Here is a 20,839-nt window from a genome sequence, read left to right as displayed (position 1 = left end):
TACAACCCAAATATAACACAATCTAAACTTCTAAGTTCACATGGTAGAGATTAAAACGGAGGAAAAAGTAAAAGAAGGATCCATCTATGGACAAATTACTTCTTTGGGCCATGAGCAGTTGGTCATCTGTTACGATGAGCCCACAGGCTTGAAAGCCCTTGTTGGCATCCACAATACGGTACTTGGTCCGGCTTTGGGAGGCACCAGGATGTGGAACTATGCATCAGAGGCAGAAGCCATCACAGATGTACTGCGCCTTTCCAGAGGAATGACCTTCAAGGCGGCCATTACAGGTCTAAATATCGGTGGTGGAAAAGCGGTCATTATTGGGGATCCCTCTTTGAAATCAGAGGCGTATTTGAGGAGGTTTGGCAGGTTCATTGACAGCCTTGGAGGCCGTTACATAACAGCCGAAGATGTCAACATGAGTACCCGGGACATGGAATACATTTCCATGGAAACCGATTATGTCACAGGCTTGCCGGAAGTAAGAGGCGGAGGCGGAGATCCATCACCCGTGACTGCTTATGGTACTTATTTGGGGATGAAATCAGCGGCTAAAAAAGCCTATGGGAGTGATTCCCTGAAAGGAAAAAAAATTCTGGTTCAGGGTGTCGGACAAGTAGGTAAACATTTGGTAAGCCACCTGACCAAAGAAGGCGCACTGGTTTTGATCACCGATATTTTTGAAGATAGGCTTAAGGCTGTTTCCAAGGAATTTGGAGCGACAGTAGTAGATCCTCAAGACATTTATGACTTGCAAATGGACATCTACGCACCCTGTGCTTTAGGAGCCACAGTCAACGATGACACGATAGATAGGCTTACCTGCGATATCATTGCCGGGGCTGCCAACAACCAATTGAAAGATGAAGAGAAACACGGCCGGATGTTGCTTGAAAAAGGCATCATTTATGCCCCTGATTTCCTGATCAACGCCGGCGGACTGATCAATGTCTATGCTGAGTTTTTGGGAGGATACAACAGAGACCTGGCTTATCTTGAAGCAGAAAAAATTTATGATACTTGTAGTGCTATTTTAGACAAGTCCAGTAAAGAAAACATACCCGCTCAAGAGGCTGCCATAGCCATGGCCTGGCACAGGATCCAATCTATGGGTAAGGTTAAACTTTCGTATTAAACTGAAAATTTCCGGCATCCATGTTTATGGGTACCGGAAATTATTAAACACTTAATCTTTGGAAGGCATTACTTCCTAGGTCGAAAAACACTATATTTACGTTCTTTATTTTCAGGTAATGTTAAACAGAAGAATTTTAAGGGTCAAAGCTTTTCAAAATCTTTATGCCTACGAGCAATGCAAAGGCTCAAACTTGCAACTTGCAAAGGATTTTATTCAAGAATCCTTTCTACCCGATCTCAATACCATGGAGGTTCAGGACAAACCTCAACTTAAAAAGGATGCACAGGAAGCCATAGCTCTTTTTTTGGACAATCTCAACAACAAAAGGCTTGTCAGTAAAACAGATCACTCCCCTAAGATCAAAAAAACGGCCCTTGATGCCCTTAACAAATTTCATGAGGCCAATGAAAAAGACCTGAACTTCATGAGCAAGAACATGATCGCTACAGCGGAGAGAATTCCACAGCTTTACTTGTACGCAATTGAACTCCTTATTGCCTTCAGTGGACATGTTGAAAGCGAACTGCTGAGAAAAAAGAAACTTAATAAATCCGTTACAGAAGGCCAAATTGGCGAAGCTAACTTAGCCAATAACCAAGTTCTTCAAACCATCAAAAATTCACCTTCTTACCAAAACGAACTCATTAGACAACATGTCAGTCTGGATGAACTCGAATTGGAAATCAGAGAATGGTATCGGGATTATATCAGGCCCTTTGAGCTATATCAAGCCTATATGCAGGAGGATCGGCCCGATTTGGAAAAAGACCAGGAGATTCTGGAACAGCTTTTAAAAAAGGTCATTTTCAAAAATGAGGTCATTCTGAATTTCTTTGAAGAAAAAGACCTCAATTGGACAGAAAATAAGTCCGTAGTCAGAAGTTTGGCATCAAAAGTGTTGAAAAATGCAGGTGAGTCTATAGGTCAATCACCCTTCGAATTACCACAAATTGCGATCAACTGGGATGAAGACAAGGAATTTTTCCAAAATATCTTTAACTTCACCATTGAGAATGATGAGGCCAACAGGTCTCTCATCGCTGCCAAGACCAAAAACTGGGACATCGATCGGATTGCAGGGACAGATAAGATCATTATGTCCATGGCACTCACGGAAATGAAGCATTTTCCAAGTATCCCTGTTAAGGTAAGTATCAATGAGTACATTGATATTTCCAAAACTTACAGCACCCCAAAAAGTAAACAATTTGTGAACGGCCTTTTGGATGTTTTATCCAAAGAACTAACAGAAAGCGGAGAAATCCGTAAGAGTGGTAGAGGCCTTTTAGACAACAAATAAAAAAAATTATCATGAGCAAGAACAGCAATTCCCTATTGGCATTTGTATTCGGAGCCGGTTTAGGCGCAACATTGGGCATTTTATTCGCCCCGGATTCAGGAAATAACACCAGAGATAAACTGACTTTCCAACTTTCAAAATACCGAGAAGAGTTGGAGGAACTGATCAAAGACTTGATGGATGGAAAGAACCTACCTGTTAATCAAGCAAAATCTGAAGGGCATAAAGTCATTTCTGAGGCCAAAAATAAGGCGGAAAACCTTTTGACAGATGTCAACAAATTAATTGAACAAATCAACAGAGAAAACAACTAAAATTTAGTAAAATGAAGTATTTCAGAAGTTTACCTGCCATTGCCCTTGCAGGATCTCTATTCATCTTTGGATGTGAAAGCAAAAGTGCTGACAATAACTCCAAGATTACAGAATTGGAAGAAAAAATAGCAGAATTGGAGAAAAAGCAAGTCAATCTTCCTTCCAATACACAGAGCGTTCAGCCAGCCGACCCTACCTCATTGGGCGCATTTGAATTTGAGGAAATGGAACACAGCTTCGGCACCATCACAGAAGGTGAAGTCATTGAGCACGTCTTCAATTTTACCAACACGGGGCAAGCTCCTTTGGTCATTTCAAACATCAATGCTTCTTGTGGATGTACAAGTCCTGACTGGACCAAAACACCTATTAAACCAGGAGAAGCTGGATACGTGAAGGTTGTGTTCAATTCCACGGCCAAAGTAGGCACACAAGCACCCACTGTTTCCATCAATGCCAACACTTCTCCCAATGTGACCCGATTGAGACTCAAGGGTGTGGTCAACAAGAAATCCGGAGAAAGCGGTCCAAATTTAGGTCCTGTAAAAAAATAAAAATGACTTTGAATGTTATCCTAGCACAAGCCGGAGTAGACGGCAGTGGGATCATGGGACAGGTTTTCCTGTTTGGATCCATCATCCTGATCATGTACTTCTTTATGATCCGACCCCAACAAAAAAAGCAAAAGGATGCCAAAAATTTCGTGGAAGCCATCAAGAAGGGGGACAATGTGGTCACTATCGGCGGGCTACATGGAAAGGTCCAAAGCCTCGAAGGGGACACCGTTATATTGGAACTGGACAGGGGTTTGAAAGTGAAAGTGGAAAAATCAGCCCTATCACTTGACTTCACAAAAAAAACCGTGGGTAAATAAACAGAAACAACTTGAGTAAATTCTCTCAATTTTTCAAAAATCTTAACGAACAGAAAGTTTCAAATTTCAAAGTGGTGGCCTTTTGCGTTTTAGCAGCCACCACTTTTTGGGTTTTAAATGCACTGAACAAAGACAATTACATCACTCTAATCAACTATCCCATAGAATTTTCTTACGATAAAGAAGCCTTTATGGCAGTTGAGGAGTTGCCTGAATACATCAGGGTTTCGGTAGGTGGAAACGGATGGGATTTGCTCAAAAAATCCCTGAACATGGATATGTCTCCTTTCACCCTGGAGTTGGAAAATCCTGACAGGCAAAATTACTTGGTCACCAGGAATCTGGAAAGGCCATTGGCCGAAATGATTGCCCCTACCCAGCTCAACAATATTCTCATAGACAGCCTTCATTTCAGAATTGATAAAGTGGTATCCAGTCGGGTAAATGTCGTAGTGGATACGTCTTCTTTGTCTTTGTCCAAAAACCACCGCATCATTTCAAACATTGAGGTAGACCCTAGCACCGTGTTGGTAAAAGGTCCTATATCCATCATTGAAAAACTGGAAGGAAATTTACGGTTGGCATTGGAGGAAGACAAAATCAGCGACAACTATGAAAAGCTGCTTCCTTTAAGTGTTCCCAGGGAATTCAGTGATTTTCTCACCCTCGAAGAACAAAGCGTATTGGTCAGTTTTGAGGTGACTGAATTCTTGGAAGGCAACAAAAGACTTTCTTTGACAAAATTAAACTTTCCGGAAAAGGTCAGGTTGGCAGATGAGGTAAACAGTGTCATGCTCACCTATATAGTAGATGAAAGATACATAGAGGACCTTAAAACGCTGGAACTTGAAGGCATCCTCAACTACACTTTCCGAAACAAGAATGACAGCACGATCACTGTTTTACTGAACAACCAGCCAAAATTTCTTGAGTCCATCAAGATTGAACCTGAAAGATTCAGATTGATCTATGACACCGAGTAAACCGAAACTGATTGGCCTAACAGGCGGAATTGGTTCCGGAAAAACTACGGTGGCCAAGATTTTTTCCTGCTTGGATATTCCCGTTTACTACGCAGATGACCGCGCCAAATCTTTGATGATCACTGACCCTAAGCTGAAAAGTGAAATCGAGTCCAATTTTGGTAAAGAATCTTATTTTTCAGATGGTCAATTGAACCGTTCCTTCTTGGCAAATCAGGTTTTTTCGGATCCTGAGAAGACCAAACAGATCAATGCGCTGATCCATCCTGCTGTCAGAAAAGACTTTGAAAATTGGGTCAATACCCAAAGTGCGCCATATGTGCTCAAAGAAGCCGCATTACTTTTTGAAACGGGTAGTTTCAAAGACCTTGACAAAACCATTTTAGTGAGTTCCCCACTTAAGATCAGAGTAGCTAGAATCTTGATAAGAGATCCTGGAAGATCAGAAGCACAGGTAAATGAGATCATTAACCTGCAGCTTCCAGATGAGGAAAAAATCAAATGGGCCGATTATACCATCAAGAACACCGACAACAAGCTGTTGATCCCTCAGGTATTAAAAATCCACGGTGAACTGACTAAATAGCATTTGGAAATGGATGCCATGTCTAAAGGTTAAAATTGATCTGATCCAAGTAGAACTTCATACGGGTATGGTTGTGGTTTAAATAATCAATTTTATCGATTTTGTCCAACTTGTGATTGTAAAAAACCTCAATGTATTCATTTTCTAAGAGGTATAGATTTACCTTATGGGTATAATACCGTATACCCACTACAAAGGTCCCCTCAGTGTAGAGTTTGTTGATCTTTTTGTGCAAAGGCAAATTTCTAAACTCCTCTCTTCCCATCTTTTAACTTTTGCAGGGCCACTTCTGATGCGATATATCCAAATGCAGACCAATAGCCTGTATCCAATACTTTCTGGAAAATTTCCATCGCTTTTTCTTCTTGGCCTTTTTCCAGGTAATAATTTCCAAGACCATAGCCTTGAGTCACAAACTGAAGCTGCTGATCGGCTTCATTGGCTGCAGTATTCAACAGGCCATTTGGCTCAAGCTCACCTTTGTAAAGTGAAATTCTTTTGAAATAAGCGTCATTTTCAATGATTTCCATTTCTGGCTTGACCATTTGGAGTAATTCCATAGCCTGTTCCCCTTTACCGAGTTTTTGAAGGGTCATGTAATACCAGTCCACAGTCGCCACTACCAGATCATCATTGTCCGATACTTCCAAGCAGTTTTGGTAGGCCTTCAAGGCCAATTCGTATTCCCCTTTTAGATAATGGGCCAAACCTAAATGGTACCAAACATTAAACTGAACCGTTGACAGAGGGATATTGAGCCGGTTCGGAATGCCATCCTCCTCCACCTCCAAGGGTTGGTCTTTCATTAGCTCTGCGGCTTTGTTGAAGTCAGCAATGGCCTCATCAAACTCCCTTAGTGTAATGTAGCGATGACCCCGGTGACGTAACAACTGATAGCCTTCGGGAAATTGCTCCAAGGCCTCCGTATAAGTTTGAACGGCTTGTTGGTGAAGACCAAGATAGGCTTCTCTCCTACCCTTCCAGATATAGTTATACAGGCTTGGATCTGATGAATAGGCGGATATCGCTTCCTCCAGATTGATCAGCTGCTTTTCCTGAGCAACTGAATCTATCTCAGCGTACAAAGAATCTCCCAAAAGGCTCATGGTCTGAAAGTATTCATCACTCTTTGGCAATTCCAGACTTTCGGTAGTCGATACCTGTTCCCCTTTTTCTCCACAGTTCAGAAGAAAGAAAGAAAAAACCCACATCATACGGGCAGCTATTTTTCCAAGTTTTGCCATGAATTCTGAATACAACAACGGTTGGGTGACTTTAGGTCAATTTAGGCAGAAAAACCGGAAAGGATCGGCAGGTTTTCGTTTTCAACTCAAAGGTTGAAATTTACTTGGGTTATTGCCAGGAACAATTTGCATAGAAATCTTATCCTGTGTATAATTGAACAAACAATTCCGATTTTAATCCATGATGCTTAAAGTTAATAAATTTAACCTTGTCAAATACCTTTATTTTTTAATTTTCTTCAGCTTACTACTTGGATTTTCCTCCTGCTCTTCCTCCAAAAATATCCGGAATCTCAATGTTCAACAGGTAATCGAAACAGCCCAATCCTATCGGGGAACGCCTTACCGATATGGGGGAACGACGCGATCAGGGATAGATTGCTCTGCCCTTGTCTATCATTCCTTTGCCAGCGTAGGGGTGACCTTGCCCCGTACTTCTGCCGATCAGAGTAAAATTGGAAAAAGGATTTCCCGTAATCACCTCAGAGAAGGCGATGTCATCTTCTTTGCGACAGCCAAAAGAGGTAAAAAAGTCACCCATGCCGGTATCGTGACCAGTACAAGAGGAAAAGGGGTCAGTTTTATCCATGCCTCCACCTCCCTTGGCGTCACCGAAGACAATATCAACACCGATTATTGGTCTAAGGCTTATCTTTTTGCAAGAAGGGTGTTTTGATCGGTTTGACCAATGGAAATGACGTAGTAAAAAAAATGTGGCAAACCCGGAGGCAGGATTTGCCACAGAAAATAATTTTTTATCCTTGTCCTCAAAAAGTATTGCTGCCATCGGGCTGTAATACATATCTGAAAGTATAATGGGCAGACGGAGAAGCCATCGGGTCAACAGATGAAAGCGGTGGATTGTTCTTGTAATAACTCAAAATCTCCACCTTCACCATATTTCCTCTGTTGGTTTGGAAAACCAAAACCCTGCCCGGAATAGGGCTTACAATATTGGTGGCCGGATTATAATTGTACCAGCCATTTCCGCTTCCAGTGGGGATAGCAAGACCATTTTCTCCATCAGACTGCAAATTGATGGAAGCCGGAATCTGTTCCATTTCATCAAAAATCCCCTGAACCACAGCTCCCTTTGCCTCTCCGGGCCCGCTTATCCCGCTGTTCACAAGGATGGTCGTCCCTTTGAAGGCCACATCCCAATCCGCCTCCACACTGCCCACCAATCCGTTGCTCTCGAAACTAAAGTACTGAAAAGGCCTTTCCTCAGTCACGGTTCCGGTAGTCCTGTCTATCACATCATTGGGAGCTGCCAGGTTTTCTACTGTTACCGCTTCGAGTTCAACCACTGGATGGACTTCCGCATCATCGTTACAAGCCACTGACATGGCCACAGCCAAACTCAGGCATACATATTTAATTGAATTTTTCATTTTGATTGAATTTATGGAATTAGAATTTATGGAAACATTTGGTGAAAGGGCAGGCGCATCCCTGCGAAAAAAGTACGTCCCGGATTTAAGGGATCATGGATGTTCATTTGGTTGGTCAGGTTCAATCCGCCTGTCTCCAGCAGTATCCCATTTTGGAAGGTTTTTGATAAGGTAAGGTTCCAGCTTAGGATGCCTGGGGCATATTCTGAAGGGTCATCCAAGATCAAGTTGCCGTTCACATCTCCAAAGCCGAAAGTACCCCTGTAAATTCCCCTGAGGGCAAGACTGATCCCGGTGTTTACTTCAGAATAATTGAGCTTGATATTTCCGCTGTGCCTGCTACGGTTAAAAAGGCCTCCATAGTCTGACCTTGTAACACGCCTGGTCCGGTTGGATTCATCTCTTTTGAAAATGGTCCCCTGATCGATCCTATCAAGAACATCCAAATCCCTTGTGTCCAAAAACATATAACCCAAGGAGACCTGAAAGGCAGCACCCAACCTGTGGGTGACATCCACTTCAGCGCCTTGGGTGACTACCCTGGCCACATTAAAATAGGAAAAGGCATTTTGTCCGGATGTCAGCCTTGCAACAGGGGCTGTTTCGATGAGGTTGCTGATCTGGTTTCTGAACAGGTTGGCCTGTACCAAAAAATCCTTGCTAGGATTCCACCTGAACCCCGTATTCAATGCCCAGGAATGCTCTGCCTCCAAAGTCCCAAATCCAGATGGATCCAAAAGCACCTGATTGACCAAACCTTGTTCCTGTAAGCGGCTGATGCCTTCCTGAACCAGATTGGCCCCGAAAACATAGTAACCAGCTGAGGCATTGTTGAAATTGAGCAATAACTGTCTGAAATCGGGGGCTTTAAAACCTGCGCCTACCGAGGCCTGCCAGCTGAAGGCATCACTGAACGTATAAAGTGCAGATACCTTAGGGCTCAGCCTCCCTCCATACTGACTGTGAAGGTCAGCCCGGATTCCGGAGACCATATTCCATTTTTCCTGAGGTTCCCATTGGTGCTGAATAAAAAGGTAGGCTGCGTCAAAACGGTTCAAGTCATTATAACGTGTGGCTTCTACTGTTTCGATCAAGTGGCCGGCCCCAAGTGTAAACAGGTTGTTGGGATTAAACTGATAATCAGATTGGAATTCGGTCCTGTGATAAAACTGCCTGAATTCCTGTAGGTCCAGCAATGAGCCGTCCTCCATAAATTCGGTTCTGGACCGGGTTTGGAAGACAGAGCTCATGCCTCTTAGTGTCAACAACCATTGATCATTGGGCCTGAATTGCAGGGTTGGATTCAGATTGAAGTCCCTTCGGTTTCCCTCCATGCGACCTGTTTGGATCAAGCCATCCTGCATGATACCGAGGGTATTTTCAGCATCTTCTGTATACGTTCTGGTGAAAATCCTGGCATCCCAGTGGTCACTGAATTTTTTGCCCATCTTCAATTGACCGGTATGAGCGGTGTAGGGGGTCTGGGTCCTGCCGATAACCTCCGGATTCAGGTCATACCCAGCAGTGGAAAACCGGTTGTAGTAAGCCAGTGCCTGCCAGTCATTTTCATTAAATCCTACTTCTGTACTGAGATCAAAGGTTTGGAAAGACCGGAACCTGCTTTCAATGGTAGCCGAACGTTTTTCCGTACTGTTTTTGGTGATGATGTTGATGATTCCTGCCATGGCTTCACTACCGTAAATGGCGCTGGATGGACCTCTTAGAATCTCAATTCTTTCAATATTGGATACCGCCAGTCTATCCAGGTCAAAGGTGCCTGCCGTTCTGCCGATCAGCGGCTCTCCATCCAAAAGGATCAAAATGTAATCCGAGGATAAGCCTTGCATCTGCAAACCTGCCCCATGGTTGGCGACCACCTGAAGTCCGGTTTGTTCCCGCAACACATCAGACAGTCTCATACCACCTGTTTCCCTGATTTTTTCCTGACTGATCACCGTTACCGGCATGGGCAGATTCTCCACGCTTCTATCCGTACGGGTAGCCGCGACGACCACTTCTCCCAACTGACCGATTTTCTCCTGCAGCACCACCACGGATTTTTTGATCAGGTCTCGCACAATGACAGTCTGGCTGTCATATCCCATGGCATGGATCTCAATTTTGGTATTTTCGTCCCAAGCTTCACTCAGGTGAAAATATCCCGATCCATCAACTCCAATCGCCTGGTTTTCTCCCCAAATCACCAGGGCATGGATAATGGGTTTGCCTTTGCTGTCCAAGACATGAACTATATGATTTTCATTTCCGTAGAGTTCACAAGTGAAGAACATCAGCAATCCAGTAATGATGACACTTCCTTTATTTAGATTAAATCTAATCATGTGGTAAAAATTTTTAATCGATAGAGCAGATCAATGGCCTAAAGGTCATCGATCAAGCTTTTCCATCTTTCATTTTGGGGCAACCCCGGTTTTCTTAAGCCAAAGAATTGGGCGATCATCTCTCTGTCCGAATCGAATAGTTCCAAAGAAGAGACCAATCCATCTTCCGTGTGCTTGTGAACCACCCAGGCGGAATGGATGCAATCCTCATTCAAGTGCATGTTGAAATCAGGATCCATGACATTGAGCCAGTTCCCCATTTGCCGGATGGTCCTTACTTTACCCTGATGGATTTGGATATTGCCCCTGTTGCCCACAAATACCATGATAGCCATCTTTTCAGCAGCGGCCACTTCAAGGATCCTTCTTGCGGACAAGCGGTCCACTTCCCTGGCCCATTTGTCATCGATCCATTTGATGGCATCCAATCGGTGTACCTTGTATTTTCTGAGCATGCCAAAAAAGTCATGGGTATCTTTCATCTGCTCCCACTCAGCCGTAAAGGCCTGCATATCGATTTCTTGGGCATATTCCGGTTTATCATAAGTGGTGAGTTCAATTTCAGCACTTTGATCCGAATGCTCAAATTGTTGGATCAGTCTGGAAAAGGCATCCAGATTGCTTTTCTCCTGAAGGTAAATCTTCAAGACCGCTACTCCTTCCCCATCAAAAAACTGCAGGCTTTTCATGCTCCCTCTTGGCGTTTCCTGAATGACCGCAAAACCATGCGCCCAGTTTTGGAAAAACACCCTTTGCTCAATGGGACCAATCACGGTAGCCATCTGTCTGGGTGCGGTACCATGAACGCTGATCTTTTGAAAATTTCCTTTGTGTTCCAAAACACACCCATCATTTCGGGTAAGCGCCATCACTTTACCCAGTTCCTTACAAGACAAAAGGATTTCTGACCAATCTGCTTTTAGCCTGATGATATTGGGTCCCATACCCGTTGCCAAAAGTTCCAGTTCGGAGACTTCAAGGGCCTTAGCGGCATCTCTGATTCTAAGATGGGGCTGTTCGGCTTTCAATGCGTCCCAAGCTGCCTTTAGCATTGTATTGGAGGTTTGATTCAATGTACTTTCCATGATGATGCAATTTTTAATGTTGATTGATGATGATGAAATGAAGGAAGGCTTCCTATGACCATGCTGCCATGGCGCTCATCCCGCCAGATCCTGATGGGATAATCAAAAACTGCTTCCAGTAAATCTTCTGTCATGACTTCCTCTACTGTACCTTGCCGCAGGATCAAACCATTCTTCATCAGCACAATTTGATCTGCGTACTGACTGGCTAGGTTGAGGTCATGTAGGATGGCTAGTACGCCAATGTTTCTCTTTTTTAGCTGGCTTACGATTTCCAGTACATGGTGCTGCTGTGAAATGTCCATGCTGGAGGTAGGTTCATCCAGCAACAGATACCTGGGATAAGGTTTGATCTCCCAAATCTGGGTCAACACCCTTGCCAGTTGCACCCTTTGCTTTTCTCCCCCGGAAAGCTGTCCGTACAATTGGTTCCTCAGGTCCCAAGTATGGGTAGCTTTCATCACCCTTTCCAAAAGATCAGGACTATAAGTGTGCCCCAAGGGCATAAGACCCAAAGCCACTACCTCATGGGCTGTGAAAGGAAAGGTCAAGCTGCTGTGCTGCGGCATGACAGCCCTCACTTCTGCAAGCTGTCTGGGTTTAAACTGGCATAAAATGCGGTCATTGTATTTGACAGACCCATATTTACAGGGTATTTCCCCCGAAAGGATCTTAAACAAGGTAGATTTTCCTGCTCCATTGGGTCCAAGGATCACCGTCAGTTCCCCTGCTCTGAGACTGAGGTTTGCTTGGTCCAAAATAGGCCTGTTTTGGATACAGAAATGGATGTTTTGCGCTTCTAACATATCAAGTCCTGATTTTTTTTACGTTCATGATCAACCAAATGAAAAAGGGAGCCCCGATCATGGCCGTGATGATGCCGATCGGCATTTCGGCAGGCATCACTACAGTTCTGGCCAGCAAATCCGCCAAGGTCAATAAAATGGCACCCAGCAAGAAAGCGCCGGGTAAGACAAGCCTGTGGTCAGCTCCGTACAGCAAACGGATCAAATGGGGAACCACAAGACCCACAAAGCCAATGGTTCCGGTCATGGACACCCCTGTGCCCACAATCAGGGCACTCATCAACAGGAGGATGTATTTGACCTTCTGAACATCTACCCCCATATGGAAGGCCTCACTTTCGCCGATGGCCAGGGCATTTAGACTTTTAAATTGCCAACTGACCAAAACCGCAGGCCCAAGAATCAGGAGGGATGCCACCTGTACCTTTGCCCAAGTAGCCCCACCCACATCGCCTAAAGTCCAAAAGGTGAAATTCCGCAAAGCCGCATCATCCGCATAAAATATCGCCAGACCAATCAAGGCCCCACATAAGGCATTTAATGCAACACCAGCCAGGATCAACAAAGAAATATCAGTTTTACCGGATTTACTCGCCAGATGATAGACCAAAACGGTATTGATCAATCCACCCATAAAAGCAAAGAGCGGCAATCCAAAAACACCCATTATCGCTTCCAGCCAAACGAAGCTGCTTCCAAAAACAAGGAAAATTACCGCAAACAAAGCTCCTCCACTGCTCACCCCAATCAATCCCGGCTCTACCAAAGGATTGCGAAAGAGCCCCTGTAGTGCAGCACCTGCTATTCCCAGTCCCCCGCCCACCAGCATCGCCAAAACAATCCTCGGCAATCTGATTTGCAACAATACATTGGCTTCCTGTTGGGTAAATGTACCCAAGTCCCATCCAAATTGATGCATGAAAATGGATAAGGCATGGCTGAATGGAATCTGAAAGGCCCCAAGGCAAATGGAACAGAACCCCAAAATCAACAACCCCAGGAACAGAATTATCAAAAGCCTGTTCTGTTTTTTGGTTTTGGGTGCTACAAGGGTCTGCGTACTCATGATCCACTAATGGTCTTGGCAATTTCATAAGCTGCTTTCCCTACCCTGGGACCAAAGCCCGATAAATAAAGCCCATCATAAGCTAAAATCCGGTCTTTTTGAAAGGCCGACGTGCTTTCCAATCCCCTGATTTTTTTCAATCCTTCCTTACCACCCAAGGAAGCTATCCCTGAATCAAAAAACAAGAGGTACTCTGGATCCATGGAAACCAGGGATTCCGGGGTCAAGGGAATAAAATCCTTAAATCCTTTTCCTGTGGATTGGGCGCCAGCAAGCCGGATCAGCTCATCCGCAAAAGTATCTTCTCCGGCAAGAAATACAGTCTCCTGTCCCCTAGCCATGACAAAGGCCATGGACGGGCGAACAGAAAACCCAGCCGTAAAAGCCTCCAGCTTATCCATATCTGCCTTTAGCATTTCTGAAAGCTGATTGCCTATATCCGGCACATCCAGATATTTGGCCAGTGAATGGATCAGCTGATAGGTTTCGGATACGTTTTTGGGTTTGTCAAATAGGTGGATTTCCAGTCCGGTGGCGGTAAGTTGGGTCAGCACCTCATCGCTGAGATAACCGGTTTCTGCCAGGAGTAAATCCGGACCCAAGGCCAGAATGCCTTCAGCCTTGATCTGATTTCTATAGCCTATGGAAGGCAATTCCTGCATGGTCTTGGGATAGGTTGAAGTAATGTCCGTGGCAATAATTTGATCTCCAAAACCCAATTCATAGACAATTTCTGTAATCGTACCTCCTGCCGTAATCAACCGTCGCTGCCCTCCTTGCTGTTCTACTACCGCAGAATTGCACGCCCCCAACATTCCCAGAAAGATTAAAAGACCCTTGATTTTCATTATTTAGAATAATTATAAATAGATACGCAAATATCTACCTAATTAGATTTAATCCAAATAAAATTCAATTGATTTTTTCTACCTGAATAGGTTTTTGATTGAGGGAATAATGAATATGGTAAGGGATAGACAAAATCTATTACCAAAGCGATAAATAATACCGATTAAATTCCCAAACATCCTTTGGTATTCAGCTTTATTAATTAATTTTGCATCCGAATTAAAAAGCATAATTCCTTTTTACATCAACATAAAAAAATGGCAAATACTGGAAAGATAACGCAGGTCATTGGGCCTGTTATTGACATTTCCTTCGAAGGAGGTAATTTACCCAAGATTCTAGATGCATTGGAAGTGACCAAAGAAAACGGTCAGCGGGTAGTTTTGGAAGTGCAACAACACCTTGGCGAAGACCGGGTAAGGACCATCGCCATGGATTCCTCAGAAGGAATGGTCAGAGGCATGGAAGTCAGAAACTTGGGCGAACCCATCTCTGTTCCTACCGGTGAAGCCATCAAAGGCCGCTTGTTCAATGTGATCGGGGAAGCCATTGACGGATTACCGGAAGTTCCGGCAGGTAAAAGATTGCCGATTCACCGTTCTGCGCCTTTATTTGAAAATCTGTCTACTTCGACTGAAGTGCTTTATACCGGAATCAAAGTCATTGACCTGATAGAGCCCTACGCCAAAGGAGGTAAAATCGGTCTCTTCGGTGGAGCCGGAGTTGGCAAAACGGTATTGATTCAGGAATTGATCAACAACATCGCCAAAGCCTATGCCGGTCTTTCAGTGTTTGCAGGTGTAGGTGAAAGAACCCGTGAGGGTAACGACCTACTGAGAGAAATGATCGAATCAGGGATTGTTACTTACGGAGATGAATTTGTAGAAAGCCTGGAAAAAGAAGGAGGTTGGGATTTGTCCAAAGTGGACATCAAAAACCTGGAAGATTCTAAAGCTACTTTTGTATTCGGTCAAATGAACGAACCTCCGGGAGCCCGTGCAAGGGTGGCCCTTACCGGACTTACACTAGCGGAGTATTACCGTGATGGGGAAGGCGAAGGTGCTGGAAAAGACATCCTTTTCTTTATTGATAATATTTTCCGGTTTACACAGGCAGGTTCTGAAGTATCTGCCCTTTTGGGTCGTATGCCTTCTGCAGTGGGTTACCAGCCTACTTTGGCAACAGAAATGGGTGCCATGCAAGAACGAATTACATCTACCAAGAATGGATCCATCACCTCAGTACAGGCTGTTTATGTCCCTGCTGATGACTTGACGGATCCGGCACCGGCCACGACATTTGCTCACTTGGATGCCACTACCGTACTTTCCAGAAAAATCTCTGAACTGGGTATTTATCCTGCTGTGGATCCTTTGGATTCTACTTCCAGGATATTATCTCCGGATATTTTGGGTGACGAGCATTACAACTGTGCCCAGAGGGTTAAAGAGATCCTGCAACGGTACAAGGAACTTCAGGATATCATTGCCATCCTAGGTATGGAAGAACTTTCGGAAGAGGATAAATTGATCGTACATAGAGCAAGAAGGGTACAACGTTTCCTTTCTCAGCCTTTCCACGTAGCTGAGCAGTTTACAGGGCTTAAAGGTGTGCTTGTGGACATCAAAGACACCATCCGAGGATTTAACATGATCATGGACGGTGAATTGGATCACTTGCCCGAAGCAGCATTCAACTTGGTAGGGGGCATAGAAGATGCCATTGCCAAAGGGGAAAAAATGCTGGCGGAAGTAAAATAAGCCATCGCTTTCGGAGTGGCTTTCCTCCAAAATGAAAAACATACAAATCGCATAACATGCATTTAGAAATAGTAACTCCGGACAAAAAAGTGTTTCAAGGAGAAGTTACAGAAGCAAGTTTTCCTGGCGCAAATGGTTCCTTCCAGGTCTTAAAAAACCATGCCCCACTCGTTTCGGCACTTTCCAAAGGTGCCATTTCCTACACCACCAAAGATGGTAGATTCAATCTGGTTGTTGACGGTGGCGTGGTGGAAGTCAAAGATGACCACATCATCGTATTGGCAGAAAAAGTGGTGGGCTGAAAGCAGCAGAGCAGGATAATATGATAAGTCAAAAGTCGGACCTTTAAAAAGGTCCGACTTTTTTTATGGTTTGCTTATACCATTCCTCCAGCTCCCAGCAAGAGGTAAATCCCTGCAGCGAGGGAGGCACCCAATAATGGGCCCAATATAGGCACCCAACTGTAGCCCCAGTCACTACTCCCTTTGCCTTTGATGGGAAGAAGTTGATGCATGAGTCTAGGCCCGAAATCCCTGGCAGGATTGATGGCATAGCCTGTGGTACCACCCAAAGACAATCCGATCACCCAAACCAAAAAAGCCACCGGCAATGCCCCCAAAGACCCTAAACCGATCGGAGTTCCTATTCCGTCTTCGATGATCGGATCTGTGGAATAAAGGATCACAATGATCAATACAGAGGTTCCCACGATTTCCGAAATGAGGTTGGACGGAAGATTTCTGATGGCTGGAACCGTGCCAAACGGGGCAAATTTCAGGGCAGCATCATTGGTGGCATCAAAATGGTCTTTGTATACGAGCCAGGCAACAAAAGCGCCAAACATAGCACCCAAAACCTGTCCCAATACATACTTGGGTACCAAAGCCCAGGCAAAATCCCCAGTGATGGCCAAACCCACACTGACCGCGGGATTGAGGTGTGCCCCGCTGTGAGGACCTGCGACCACTACACCAATAAAAACGCCCAAGGCCCAAGCCGTGGTAATCACAATCCATCCGCTGTTAAATCCTTTGGTTTTGTTCAAAACCACATTGGCCACCACTCCGGAACCCATGGCCAAAAGCAAAGAAGTACCGACAAATTCTGCTACAAATGCATCCATATTATTCTTCTATCCAATTTTTTGCCCTGTCTACCGCTTTGTGCCAAAAATGAAGGTAATGCTCCACCTTGCTGTTGTCCATCTGAGGACCAAAGGTCTTGTCCGTTTCCCAAAGCTGTTGGATTTCCTCCACGCTCTCCCAATAACCCACAGCCAAACCTGCTAAATAGGCAGCTCCCAAGGCTGTAGTTTCGGTGATTTTGGGCCGTTTGATATTACACTGCAGAATATCAGATTGGAACTGCATCAAAAAATTATTGGCAGAGGCTCCTCCGTCAACCCGCATTTCTATGGTTTTGGCACCACTGTCCTTTTCCATTGCTTTGAGCACATCACAGACTTGATAGGCGATGGCTTCCAGGGCCGCCCGGGTCATGTGGGCAATGGAGGTGCCTCTTGTGATGCCAAAAAACGCCCCTCTTGCATTTTGATCCCAATGGGGTGCGCCTAATCCTGTTAGGGCAGGTACAAAATACACCCCTTCATTGTCTTCCAGTTGCATGGCCAACTTTTCACTTTCCTTGGCATGTCCAAAAAACTCAATCCCATCCCTCAACCACTGGATGGCGGCACCTCCGATAAAGACACTGCCCTCCAAGGCATAATTCACTTCCTCACCTATTTGCCATGCCACAGTAGTAAGCAATTGATTATTGGACTTTACCGGCTGTGTACCCGTATTCATCACCAGAAAGCACCCCGTCCCATAAGTGGTCTTGGCCATCCCGGGTTCGGTGCACATCTGTCCAAAAAGTGCTGCCTGTTGATCACCAGCAATGCCGGCAATGGGTATTTTGTCATTTAGAATATCACCTGCCGTTTGGCAATACACCTCACTGCAGGACTTCACTTCCGGTAAAATCGCTTTCGGAATATCAAACAGTTGCAGCAATTCATCATCCCACTTTTTTTCATGGATATTGAAAATCATCGTCCGGCTCGCATTGGTCATGTCAGTCAGGTGTTCTTCACCACCAGTCAATTTCCATATCAACCAAGTATCTATCGTCCCAAAACAGATTTCTCCCTTTTCGGCCTTTTCCCTAGCCCCTTCTACATGATCCAAAATCCATTTGATCTTGGTGGCAGAGAAATAGGCGTCGATGATCAGCCCGGTTTTGTCATTGATCTTTTCAGATAAACCTGCTTGCTCTTTCAACTGATTGCAAAAATTCGCCGTCCTCCTGTCTTGCCATACTATGGCTGGATAGATGGGTTTACCACTGCTTCTCTCCCAAAGAACGGTGGTTTCTCTCTGGTTGGTAATTCCGATGGCTGCCAGTTGGTTCGGATGGATATCCTGCTGGGTCATCACCTCAATCATTACCGCCGATTGGCTATCCCAGATTTCTTTGGGATCATGTTCCACCCAACCTGGTTTGGGGAAATGCTGCTTGAAATCTTTTTGGGAAATGCCAACGATCTTGCCATTCCGGTCAAAAATAATGGCCCTAGAGCTGGTGGTACCCTGATCTAAGGCCATGATGTATTGGTTATTTTGTGTCATGGGTCTATTTTTTGATCCTATACTTTTTGGTTAATCGCTCAAAATCCTCCAATTCAGCTTTCTTGGTGGCTGCATCCCATCCCAATTCCTCTGCCATAAGTTCTCCAACTTTAGGGGCCATTTGCAAGGCAGCTTCTGCGTCCAGCATCAGGATACGGATTCTTCGGGACAACACATCTTCGATCCTAAATGCCATTTCCTCCCGCACAGCCCAAACTGCTTCAGCGGCAGTATAAGGATACTTCGGATGAAGCAATTCTCCCAATTTAGCATTTTCACTGATCAATTGTTTGATTTTTGTTGCATCCGATCCGTAAACTGCCCAGTGACCTTTTATTTTTTCTTGGGTGTGACCATGGATTTTTTGTAGATGAGAGGTGCTTTTTTCTTTTTTTGCTCCGGTAAGTTGAAAATAATGATTGACGGTATCCTCACCCATTTTTCTAAATGTGGTCCACTTACCACCGGTCAAGGTAATCAGATTGCTGTCAGAAACGATGACTTTATGGCTCCTACTGATTTCTTTGGTTTTGGTAGAACCTTCCTTAGGTGCAGCCAAAGGCCTGAGTCCCGCGTAAACTGACAATACGTCGGCTCGTGTTGGTACTTTGCTAAGGTATCCTTTAGCGGTTTCCAAGATAAAGTCTATTTCTTTTTCCAAAGCCTCAGGCTCCAGTTTCGCCTTTTCCTTAAGGGTATCAGTGGTTCCCACGACCAATTTGTTGTGCCATGGAACAGCAAACAACACCCTGCCATCAGAGGTTTTGGGAATCATGAGGGCATCCTCCCCGCCCAAAAAAGACCGGTCCATCACCAAATGGATCCCCTGACTCGGCTGTATCATCTTAGGCGCCTCAGGATGGTCCATCTGAAGTATTTTGTCCGCAAATACCCCTGTTGCATTCACCACCATCTTCGCCTGTACCACATGCGTTTTTTTACCAACTGTATCCCTCACTTTCAATCCGGTCACCATGCCCTCCTGATCTTTGATCAAGCCGTTTACTTTCATGTAATTCAGCATACAGCCTCCAAGGCTATCACAGGTTTGCGCAATATTCAAAGCCAGTCGGGCATCATCAAACTGCCCATCATGATAGACCACTCCCCCCATCAAACCTTCCTGCCTGATAGCTGGTAACCTTTTGACAGTATCCTTTTTGGAAATGAACCGGGATCTTCCCAATCTCAACCTGCCTGCCATCCAATCGTATAATTTTAGACCCACCGTGTATTGAAGCCGGTCATATAGCCTGTAAATAGGGATGATAAATGGCTGATCATGGGCCAGATGAGGAGCATTTTTCAATAACCTCCCCCTTTCTTTCAAGGCCTCCAAAACCAGTCCCACATCACCCTGGGCCAGATACCTGACCCCTCCATGGACCAGTTTGGTACTCCGGCTGGATGTCCCCTTGGCAAAATCGGCTTTCTCAAACAATGCCACGCTCAGGCCCCTTGATAGGGCATCCAAAGCCACTCCCAAGCCCGAAGCCCCTCCACCGATCACCACAATGTCCCAGACTTTTTCCTTCTCAGAAAGTTGCTTTAAATTTTCTTTCCTATTCATACTTTACTTAATTAAACCCTAAAGTAAGACAAAAAGAAACAAAAGAGAACAAAAACAAATAAAAAAATAGATTTTACTTTCTTTTAATTTACTTTTTACCCAGATTTGCTTCATCATCATACCTTAGGGACCATGACCATTGCAGAAAGACATAAATTTATCTTAGACCGGTTGCAGGCAACAGGTTTTGTATCTGTAGCGGAATTGAGCCATGAAATGGATGTGACCATGGTTACCGTCAGAAAAGACCTTAAAGTCTTGGAAGAAAAAAGCTTGCTTTACCGCTCCCATGGCAGTGCAACTTCCATTTCCCCTTACGTCAACGACCGCTCAGTAAGTGAAAAAAAGCTTGTCCATGTAGAAGAGAAAAAGCGGATTGCACAGGAGGCAGCCAAATTGATTCAAGAAAATCAGGCCATCATCATTGGTTCGGGCACGACGGTTTTGGCTTTTGCCCAAGCCATTCCGAAAAATATTCCACTAACCGTATTGACTGGCGCAATGAACGTCACACTGGCATTGATGGAAGCTTCAGAAATAGAGGTGGTGCAGCTAGGAGGTGTGGTGCGCAAAAGCAGCAGTTCAGTGGTAGGCCATTTTGCTGAGGAAATGCTTGCCCATTTTGCCTGTTCTCAGCTTTTTCTCAGTGTAGATGGCATCAGTTTGGACCATGGCCTCACTACCTCCAACATGATGGAGGCCCATTTGAACACCGCTATGATTGGGTCAACCCAGAAAACCATCATACTGGCAGATTCGAGTAAATTTGGAAGAAAAGGCTTTGGCAAAATCGCACAATTGGAAGACATCGATCTCATCATTACAGACAGCGGATTGTCAGTGCATTATAAAGAAAGAATTGAAGCCATGGGCATAGAATTGATTTTGGCCTAAG

22 protein-coding genes are annotated in these 20,839 nt (G+C 44.7%); 11 read left to right on the top strand and 11 right to left on the bottom strand.

From position 1 onward, the window contains the following. Window positions 1–40: 40 nt before the first annotated feature. From H1A14_RS00295 to coaE, 7 genes are all read left to right on the top strand, one after another. Window positions 41–1,141 (top strand): Glu/Leu/Phe/Val family dehydrogenase, encoded by a 1,101-nt coding sequence (locus H1A14_RS00295; protein ID WP_194774206.1) that lies wholly within the window; start codon window positions 41–43, stop codon window positions 1,139–1,141. Between the two features lie 118 nt (window positions 1,142–1,259). After that, entirely contained in the window at window positions 1,260–2,444 is a 1,185-nt protein-coding gene (gene nusB / locus H1A14_RS00290) for a transcription antitermination factor NusB (RefSeq protein WP_194774205.1), read from the top strand. Between the two features lie 11 nt (window positions 2,445–2,455). Beyond that, window positions 2,456–2,758 carry a YtxH domain-containing protein gene (locus tag H1A14_RS00285; RefSeq protein ID WP_194774204.1) on the top strand — a complete coding sequence of 101 codons (303 nt, stop codon included), beginning with the start codon at window positions 2,456–2,458 and terminating at the stop codon, window positions 2,756–2,758. An 11-nt stretch (window positions 2,759–2,769) separates the two neighbouring features. Continuing rightward, window positions 2,770–3,312 carry a DUF1573 domain-containing protein gene (locus H1A14_RS00280; RefSeq protein ID WP_194774203.1) on the top strand — a complete coding sequence of 181 codons (543 nt, stop codon included), beginning with the start codon at window positions 2,770–2,772 and terminating at the stop codon, window positions 3,310–3,312. Window positions 3,313–3,314: 2 nt separating this feature from the next. Further along, window positions 3,315–3,632, top strand: a complete 318-nt coding sequence (gene yajC / locus H1A14_RS00275) for a preprotein translocase subunit YajC (protein ID WP_194774202.1) — start codon at window positions 3,315–3,317, stop codon at window positions 3,630–3,632. Between the two features lie 11 nt (window positions 3,633–3,643). Next, window positions 3,644–4,615: a YbbR-like domain-containing protein gene (locus H1A14_RS00270; protein WP_194774201.1), complete on the top strand. Its 972-nt coding sequence runs from the start codon at window positions 3,644–3,646 to the stop codon at window positions 4,613–4,615. Next, the gene (gene coaE / locus H1A14_RS00265) at window positions 4,602–5,201 is read left to right on the top strand and encodes a dephospho-CoA kinase (RefSeq protein ID WP_194774200.1); all 600 of its coding nucleotides are present in this window, start codon (window positions 4,602–4,604) and stop codon (window positions 5,199–5,201) included. Before H1A14_RS00270 ends, coaE begins: the two co-directional genes overlap by 14 nt. A gap of 22 nt (window positions 5,202–5,223) precedes the next feature. On the opposite strand, the gene H1A14_RS00260 is transcribed toward coaE, so the two are convergent. Next, a complete protein-coding gene (locus tag H1A14_RS00260; RefSeq protein ID WP_194774199.1) occupies window positions 5,224–5,466 on the bottom strand; it encodes a hypothetical protein in 243 nt (80 codons plus the stop codon). Next, window positions 5,447–6,445 carry a tetratricopeptide repeat protein gene (locus H1A14_RS00255; RefSeq protein WP_228527475.1) on the bottom strand — a complete coding sequence of 333 codons (999 nt, stop codon included), beginning with the start codon at window positions 6,443–6,445 and terminating at the stop codon, window positions 5,447–5,449. The genes H1A14_RS00260 and H1A14_RS00255 overlap by 20 nt, the downstream gene beginning before the upstream one ends. Window positions 6,446–6,626: 181 nt before the next feature. Here H1A14_RS00255 and H1A14_RS00250 point away from each other — a divergent pair, with 181 nt between their 5' ends. Continuing rightward, a complete protein-coding gene (locus tag H1A14_RS00250) occupies window positions 6,627–7,121 on the top strand; it encodes a C40 family peptidase (RefSeq protein WP_194774198.1) in 495 nt (164 codons plus the stop codon). Between the two features lie 91 nt (window positions 7,122–7,212). Here H1A14_RS00250 and H1A14_RS00245 read toward each other — a convergent pair whose 3' ends face one another. From H1A14_RS00245 to H1A14_RS00220, 6 genes are read right to left on the bottom strand one after another with little or no spacing between them, the layout of a single operon-like run. Then, entirely contained in the window at window positions 7,213–7,836 is a 624-nt protein-coding gene (locus H1A14_RS00245) for an HmuY family protein (protein ID WP_194774197.1), read from the bottom strand. A gap of 26 nt (window positions 7,837–7,862) precedes the next feature. Then, the gene (locus tag H1A14_RS00240) at window positions 7,863–10,178 is read right to left on the bottom strand and encodes a TonB-dependent receptor plug domain-containing protein (protein ID WP_194774196.1); all 2,316 of its coding nucleotides are present in this window, start codon (window positions 10,176–10,178) and stop codon (window positions 7,863–7,865) included. A 38-nt stretch (window positions 10,179–10,216) separates the two neighbouring features. Next, window positions 10,217–11,263, bottom strand: coding sequence for a hemin-degrading factor (locus H1A14_RS00235; protein ID WP_194774195.1), 1,047 nt, complete (start codon window positions 11,261–11,263; stop codon window positions 10,217–10,219). Beyond that, window positions 11,248–12,069 (bottom strand): heme ABC transporter ATP-binding protein, encoded by an 822-nt coding sequence (locus H1A14_RS00230; protein ID WP_194774194.1) that lies wholly within the window; start codon window positions 12,067–12,069, stop codon window positions 11,248–11,250. Before H1A14_RS00230 ends, H1A14_RS00235 begins: the two co-directional genes overlap by 16 nt. Before the next feature lies 1 nt (window position 12,070). Further along, entirely contained in the window at window positions 12,071–13,135 is a 1,065-nt protein-coding gene (locus tag H1A14_RS00225) for a FecCD family ABC transporter permease (protein WP_194774193.1), read from the bottom strand. Next, on the bottom strand, window positions 13,132–13,983 hold the full coding sequence (locus H1A14_RS00220; protein WP_194774192.1) for a heme/hemin ABC transporter substrate-binding protein: 852 nt from the start codon (window positions 13,981–13,983) through the stop codon (window positions 13,132–13,134). The genes H1A14_RS00225 and H1A14_RS00220 overlap by 4 nt, the downstream gene beginning before the upstream one ends. A 258-nt stretch (window positions 13,984–14,241) precedes the next feature. On the opposite strand from H1A14_RS00220, the gene atpD reads away from it, so the two are divergent. Both atpD and atpC read left to right on the top strand, forming a co-directional pair. After that, on the top strand, window positions 14,242–15,744 hold the full coding sequence (atpD, locus tag H1A14_RS00215) for a F0F1 ATP synthase subunit beta (RefSeq protein ID WP_194774191.1): 1,503 nt from the start codon (window positions 14,242–14,244) through the stop codon (window positions 15,742–15,744). A gap of 56 nt (window positions 15,745–15,800) precedes the next feature. Further along, entirely contained in the window at window positions 15,801–16,046 is a 246-nt protein-coding gene (atpC, locus tag H1A14_RS00210) for an ATP synthase F1 subunit epsilon (RefSeq protein WP_194774190.1), read from the top strand. 74 nt (window positions 16,047–16,120) lie between these two features. Here atpC and H1A14_RS00205 read toward each other — a convergent pair whose 3' ends face one another. From H1A14_RS00205 to H1A14_RS00195, 3 genes are read right to left on the bottom strand one after another with little or no spacing between them, the layout of a single operon-like run. Continuing rightward, the gene (locus H1A14_RS00205; protein ID WP_194774189.1) at window positions 16,121–16,867 is read right to left on the bottom strand and encodes an MIP/aquaporin family protein; all 747 of its coding nucleotides are present in this window, start codon (window positions 16,865–16,867) and stop codon (window positions 16,121–16,123) included. 1 nt (window position 16,868) lies between these two features. After that, window positions 16,869–18,374, bottom strand: coding sequence for a glycerol kinase GlpK (gene glpK, locus H1A14_RS00200; RefSeq protein WP_194774188.1), 1,506 nt, complete (start codon window positions 18,372–18,374; stop codon window positions 16,869–16,871). 4 nt (window positions 18,375–18,378) lie between these two features. Next, a complete protein-coding gene (locus tag H1A14_RS00195; protein WP_194774187.1) occupies window positions 18,379–19,944 on the bottom strand; it encodes a glycerol-3-phosphate dehydrogenase/oxidase in 1,566 nt (521 codons plus the stop codon). Window positions 19,945–20,076: 132 nt separating this feature from the next. On the opposite strand from H1A14_RS00195, the gene H1A14_RS00190 reads away from it, so the two are divergent. Beyond that, the gene (locus H1A14_RS00190) at window positions 20,077–20,838 is read left to right on the top strand and encodes a DeoR/GlpR family DNA-binding transcription regulator (protein ID WP_194774186.1); all 762 of its coding nucleotides are present in this window, start codon (window positions 20,077–20,079) and stop codon (window positions 20,836–20,838) included. The last annotated feature ends 1 nt before the right edge of the window (window position 20,839 follow it).

Source organism: Pararhodonellum marinum, from assembly GCF_015354735.1.
GTDB lineage: Bacteria > Bacteroidota > Bacteroidia > Cytophagales > Cyclobacteriaceae > Pararhodonellum > Pararhodonellum marinum.
The sequence above is the reverse complement of the archived record's forward strand: the minus strand, read 5'-3'. Positions and strand labels throughout refer to the sequence as shown.

What these genes read in the sequence shown, in the direction of transcription:
- H1A14_RS00295 (WP_194774206.1), top strand. Translation starts at nt 41, where the DNA reads ATGGTAGAGATTAAAACGGAGGAAAAAGTAAAAGAAGGATCCATCTAT.
- nusB (WP_194774205.1), top strand. Translation starts at nt 1,260, where the DNA reads ATGTTAAACAGAAGAATTTTAAGGGTCAAAGCTTTTCAAAATCTTTAT.
- H1A14_RS00285 (WP_194774204.1), top strand. Translation starts at nt 2,456, where the DNA reads ATGAGCAAGAACAGCAATTCCCTATTGGCATTTGTATTCGGAGCCGGT.
- H1A14_RS00280 (WP_194774203.1), top strand. Translation starts at nt 2,770, where the DNA reads ATGAAGTATTTCAGAAGTTTACCTGCCATTGCCCTTGCAGGATCTCTA.
- yajC (WP_194774202.1), top strand. Translation starts at nt 3,315, where the DNA reads ATGACTTTGAATGTTATCCTAGCACAAGCCGGAGTAGACGGCAGTGGG.
- coaE (WP_194774200.1), top strand. Translation starts at nt 4,602, where the DNA reads ATGACACCGAGTAAACCGAAACTGATTGGCCTAACAGGCGGAATTGGT.
- H1A14_RS00260 (WP_194774199.1), bottom strand. Translation starts at nt 5,466, where the DNA reads ATGGGAAGAGAGGAGTTTAGAAATTTGCCTTTGCACAAAAAGATCAAC.
- H1A14_RS00255 (WP_228527475.1), bottom strand. Translation starts at nt 6,445, where the DNA reads ATGGCAAAACTTGGAAAAATAGCTGCCCGTATGATGTGGGTTTTTTCT.
- H1A14_RS00250 (WP_194774198.1), top strand. Translation starts at nt 6,627, where the DNA reads ATGATGCTTAAAGTTAATAAATTTAACCTTGTCAAATACCTTTATTTT.
- H1A14_RS00245 (WP_194774197.1), bottom strand. Translation starts at nt 7,836, where the DNA reads ATGAAAAATTCAATTAAATATGTATGCCTGAGTTTGGCTGTGGCCATG.
- H1A14_RS00240 (WP_194774196.1), bottom strand. Translation starts at nt 10,178, where the DNA reads ATGATTAGATTTAATCTAAATAAAGGAAGTGTCATCATTACTGGATTG.
- H1A14_RS00235 (WP_194774195.1), bottom strand. Translation starts at nt 11,263, where the DNA reads ATGGAAAGTACATTGAATCAAACCTCCAATACAATGCTAAAGGCAGCT.
- H1A14_RS00230 (WP_194774194.1), bottom strand. Translation starts at nt 12,069, where the DNA reads ATGTTAGAAGCGCAAAACATCCATTTCTGTATCCAAAACAGGCCTATT.
- H1A14_RS00225 (WP_194774193.1), bottom strand. Translation starts at nt 13,135, where the DNA reads ATGAGTACGCAGACCCTTGTAGCACCCAAAACCAAAAAACAGAACAGG.
- H1A14_RS00220 (WP_194774192.1), bottom strand. Translation starts at nt 13,983, where the DNA reads ATGAAAATCAAGGGTCTTTTAATCTTTCTGGGAATGTTGGGGGCGTGC.
- atpD (WP_194774191.1), top strand. Translation starts at nt 14,242, where the DNA reads ATGGCAAATACTGGAAAGATAACGCAGGTCATTGGGCCTGTTATTGAC.
- atpC (WP_194774190.1), top strand. Translation starts at nt 15,801, where the DNA reads ATGCATTTAGAAATAGTAACTCCGGACAAAAAAGTGTTTCAAGGAGAA.
- H1A14_RS00205 (WP_194774189.1), bottom strand. Translation starts at nt 16,867, where the DNA reads ATGGATGCATTTGTAGCAGAATTTGTCGGTACTTCTTTGCTTTTGGCC.
- glpK (WP_194774188.1), bottom strand. Translation starts at nt 18,374, where the DNA reads ATGACACAAAATAACCAATACATCATGGCCTTAGATCAGGGTACCACC.
- H1A14_RS00195 (WP_194774187.1), bottom strand. Translation starts at nt 19,944, where the DNA reads ATGAATAGGAAAGAAAATTTAAAGCAACTTTCTGAGAAGGAAAAAGTC.
- H1A14_RS00190 (WP_194774186.1), top strand. Translation starts at nt 20,077, where the DNA reads ATGACCATTGCAGAAAGACATAAATTTATCTTAGACCGGTTGCAGGCA.